General features: G+C 69.0%; 3 protein-coding genes. 1 reads left to right on the plus strand and 2 read right to left on the minus strand.

Annotated elements, in window-relative coordinates; all coding sequences use genetic code 11:
* Together ssb and PKE44_RS16285 are read right to left on the minus strand one after the other, a co-directional pair.
* The coding region (ssb, locus tag PKE44_RS16280; protein ID WP_324553266.1) for a single-stranded DNA-binding protein at nucleotides 1-230 on the minus strand (230 nt) is incomplete at its 3' end.
* Between the two features lie 79 nt (nucleotides 231-309).
* Complete coding sequence (locus tag PKE44_RS16285) at nucleotides 310-1713, minus strand: MFS transporter (protein WP_324553269.1); 1404 nt, start codon at nucleotides 1711-1713, stop codon at nucleotides 310-312.
* Nucleotides 1714-1906: 193 nt separating this feature from the next.
* Between PKE44_RS16285 and uvrA the strand changes: the two genes are divergently transcribed.
* The coding region (gene uvrA, locus PKE44_RS16290) for an excinuclease ABC subunit UvrA (RefSeq protein WP_324553272.1) at nucleotides 1907-3779 on the plus strand (1873 nt) is incomplete at its 3' end.

The following is a 3779-nucleotide window of genomic DNA, read 5'->3' on the forward strand; positions in this document are numbered from 1 at the left end:
ACCTGCGAACCCTTGCGCAGGTATTCGGCGGCGATCTCGGCGAGCTTCTTGAACATCACCACGCGGTGCCACTCGGTGCGTTCCTGCTTCTGGCCCGAGCTCTTGTCGGTCCAGGTGTCCGAAGTCGCGATGCGCAGGTTGGTGATCGCATCACCGCTCGGCATGTACTTGGTTTCGGGATCGGCCCCGAGATTGCCGACGAGGATGACCTTGTTGATGCCTCTGGCCATGAGGGAGCGCTCCGCGGTGCTGGTGAGGGGATGCCGGCCGGCTGATATGAGGCCGGGATGCCGGGGATTCTAGTGCGGCTCAGGCCGGCGGCCGCGACACCGAGAACGCGAGCAGCGCCGGCTCGTCGAGCGCGTGGCGGTCGATCTTCAGATAGGCGACCCCGTCGGCACCGCTGACCACGGCCTCGGCAACGCCGCGGACTTCGGTCAGGCGCGCACCGAGGCGCTGGGCCGCAGCCTCGTCCATCGCCCCGACGTTCAGCAGGTAGCTCGACAGATAGCGCGGGTTCTTCATGGTCGCGGCCAGCGCCAGCCAGCCGAGCGCGACCAGCGCGCAGAGCTGGAACACCGCCGCGAGGCCGTAGCGTCCGTGCAGCCAGCCCCCGAGCGCGCCGCCGCAGAAGGCGCCGAGGAACTGCGTGCTGGCGTAGAAGCCCATTGCCGTGCCCTTGGCATCGGGCGGCGCCATCTTCGCGACCAGCGACGGCAGCGTCGCTTCGAGCAGGTTGAAGGCCGTGAAGAACAGGAACATCGCGATGCCGATGCTCCAGAAGCCGGCGTGGAAGCCGACCAGCGCCACCTCGGCGACGCCGAGCAGCGCAATCGCACCGAGGAACACCTGCTTCAGCCGCCGCTGCTTCTCGGCGACGATCACGAACGGCACCATCGCCCCCATGCCGAGCACCATGGTCGGCAGGTAGAGCTCCCAGTGCGTGCTGGCCGGCATGCCGATCAGGTTCTTCAGCGCATGCGGCACGGCGACGAAGGTCGCGGTCAGGATCAGGTGCAGCGCGAAGATGCCGGCATCGAGGCGCAGCAGCTGCGGATCGCGCAGCACGCGCAGGAACTGCGCCGGCACCGGCTGCGCGTCGCGGTGCAGGCGATGATCGAACGGATCGGGCACGAGGAACTTCACGACGCCGATGCCGCCGAGCGCGAGCAGCGCCGTGATCCAGAAGATGCCGGGCACGCCGACGAAGCCGTTCAGCACCGGTCCGGCGACCATCGACACCGCGAACGACACGCCGATCGACACGCCGATCGTCGCCATGACCTTGGTGCGGTGCTCCTCGCGGGTCAGATCGGCGGCGAGCGCCATCACCGCCGCCGAGATCGCGCCCATGCCCTGCAGCGCGCGGCCGAGGATCACGCCGTTGATGCTGGTCGCGAGCGCCGCCACGACCGAACCGAGCGCGAAGATCACGAGGCCGACGATGATGATCTGCTTGCGCTCGAAGCGGTCGGACAGCAGGCCGAACGGAATCTGGAAGATCGCCTGCGCCAGGCCGTAGATGCCGATCGCGAGGCCGGCGAGCGCCGGCGTGGCGCCATCGAGGTGCTCGGCATACAGCGCGAACACCGGCAGGATCATGAACAGGCCGAGCATGCGCAGCGAGAACACGCCGGCCAGCCAGCCGGCGACGCGGCGCTCCTGCGCGGTCATTGCCTCGCCGGCCAGCGTCGTGGTGCGTCTGGAAGTCATGGAAAGCCTCGCCTCGGGCCATGCGCCGGCCGGGACCGGTGCGGGGCCACACCGGCCGGACGGATGAAAGCTCGGATCGGAAATCGGACAGGAATGCGGAAAAGCCGGATGCTGCAGTGTAACAGAGCGCCCTCCCCCACCCGCTTAGCCGCGGCTTAATCCGCGGCGGCCCGAGCACCGAGGCCGATCCTGCATGGACTTCATCCGCATCCGCGGTGCGCGCACGCACAACCTGAAGAACGTCGATCTCGACCTGCCGCGCAACCGGCTGATCGTCATCACCGGCCCGTCGGGTTCCGGCAAGTCCTCGCTCGCCTTCGACACGCTGTACGCCGAGGGCCAGCGCCGCTACGTCGAATCGCTGTCGGCCTACGCGCGGCAGTTCCTGGCGCTGACCGACAAGCCCGATGTCGATGCGATCGAGGGCCTGTCGCCGGCGATCGCGATCGAGCAGAAGACCGCCTCGCACAATCCGCGCTCGACGGTCGGCACCGTCACCGAGATCCACGACCACCTGCGCCTGCTCTACGCGCGCGCCGGCACGCCGCACTGCCCGGAGCACGGCCATGCGCTCGATGCGCAGACCGTGGCGCAGATGGTCGATGCCGTGCTCGCGCGTCCCGAAGGCGAACGCCTGCTGCTGCTCGCCCCGGTGGTGCGCGAGCGCAAGGGCGAGCATGCGCAACTGTTCACGGAGCTGCGCGCCGGCGGCTTCCTGCGCGTGCGCATCGACGCCACCGTGCATGAACTCGACGCGCTGCCGGCCCTCGACGGCAAGACCCGGCACACGATCGAGGTCGTCGTCGACCGCCTGCGCGTGCGCAGCGACCAGCGCGCCCGGCTGGCGGAATCCTTCGAGACGGCGCTGAAGCTCGCCGACGGGCTGGCACGGGTCGAATCGCTCGATGCCGACGGCGAGGCGCTCGCGTTCAGCGCCCGCCACGCCTGCCCCGAATGCGGCTTCACCGTGCCGGAACTCGAACCGCGGCTGTTCTCGTTCAACAGCCCGGCCGGCGCCTGTCCGGCCTGCGACGGCCTCGGCACGCAGAACTGGTTCGACCCGGCGCGCGTCGTCGTCGAGCCGGGGCGCTCGCTCGCCGACGGCGCGATCCGCGGCTGGGAGCGGCGCAACCCCTGGTCCTGGGCGCTGCTGCAGGCGCTGGCCGCGCACTACGGCTTCGACCCGGAGCAGCCGTTTCGCGAGCTGCCGGCGGCGGCGCGCGAGGTGGTGCTGTACGGCAGCGGCACGACCGAACTCGACGTGCAGCATGAAGGCGAGCGCGGCGCACGCACGCAGCGCCAGCGCTTCGAAGGCGTGATTCCGAATCTCGAACGCCGCTATCGCGAAACCGAATCGGCAACGGTGCGCGAGGAACTCGCGCGCCTGCAGGCGGAACGGGTCTGCCCGGCCTGCCGGGGCGCGCGGCTGAATCCGGCGGCGCGCGCGGTCCGCGTCGGTGGTCGCAGCCTGCCGGAAATCGCGGCCCTGCCGATCGATGCCTGCCGTGAATGGTTTCTGAAACTTGATCTGCCGGGCCGCCATGGCGTGATTGCCACACCAATCCTGCGTGAATTACGCAGCCGGCTCGGTTTTCTCGGTGATGTCGGGCTCGATTACCTGACTCTCGATCGCGCCGCCGAAACCCTGTCCGGCGGCGAGGCGCAGCGCATCCGGCTGGCTTCGCAGATCGGCGCCGGACTGGTCGGGGTGCTGTATGTACTCGATGAACCGTCGATCGGCCTGCATCCGCGCGATATCGAACGCCTGCTGAAAACCCTGATGCACCTGCGTGATCTCGGCAATACCGTCGTCGTCGTCGAGCATGACGAGGCAACGATCCGGGCTGCCGATCATATTGTGGACATGGGGCCGGCAGCCGGCATTCAGGGCGGTCGGATCGTTGCACAAGGCACACCGCATGCCATTTCCGTGCATCCGGATTCGCTGACCGGGGAATATCTGTCGGGCCGACGGCGCATCGAGCCAGGTAAGCCGCGCTTGCCGGATGGCCGCTGGCTGACCGTGCGCGGCGCCACCGGCAACAACCTGAAGGACATCGACGCGG

It is taken from the genome of Plasticicumulans sp. (genome assembly GCF_035331805.1).
In the GTDB taxonomy this organism is placed as follows: Bacteria; Pseudomonadota; Gammaproteobacteria; order Competibacterales; family Competibacteraceae; genus Plasticicumulans.

Coding starts and splice junctions, on each gene's coding strand:
- PKE44_RS16285 (WP_324553269.1), bottom strand. CDS start 1,713: ATGACTTCCAGACGCACCACGACGCTGGCCGGCGAGGCAATGACCGCG.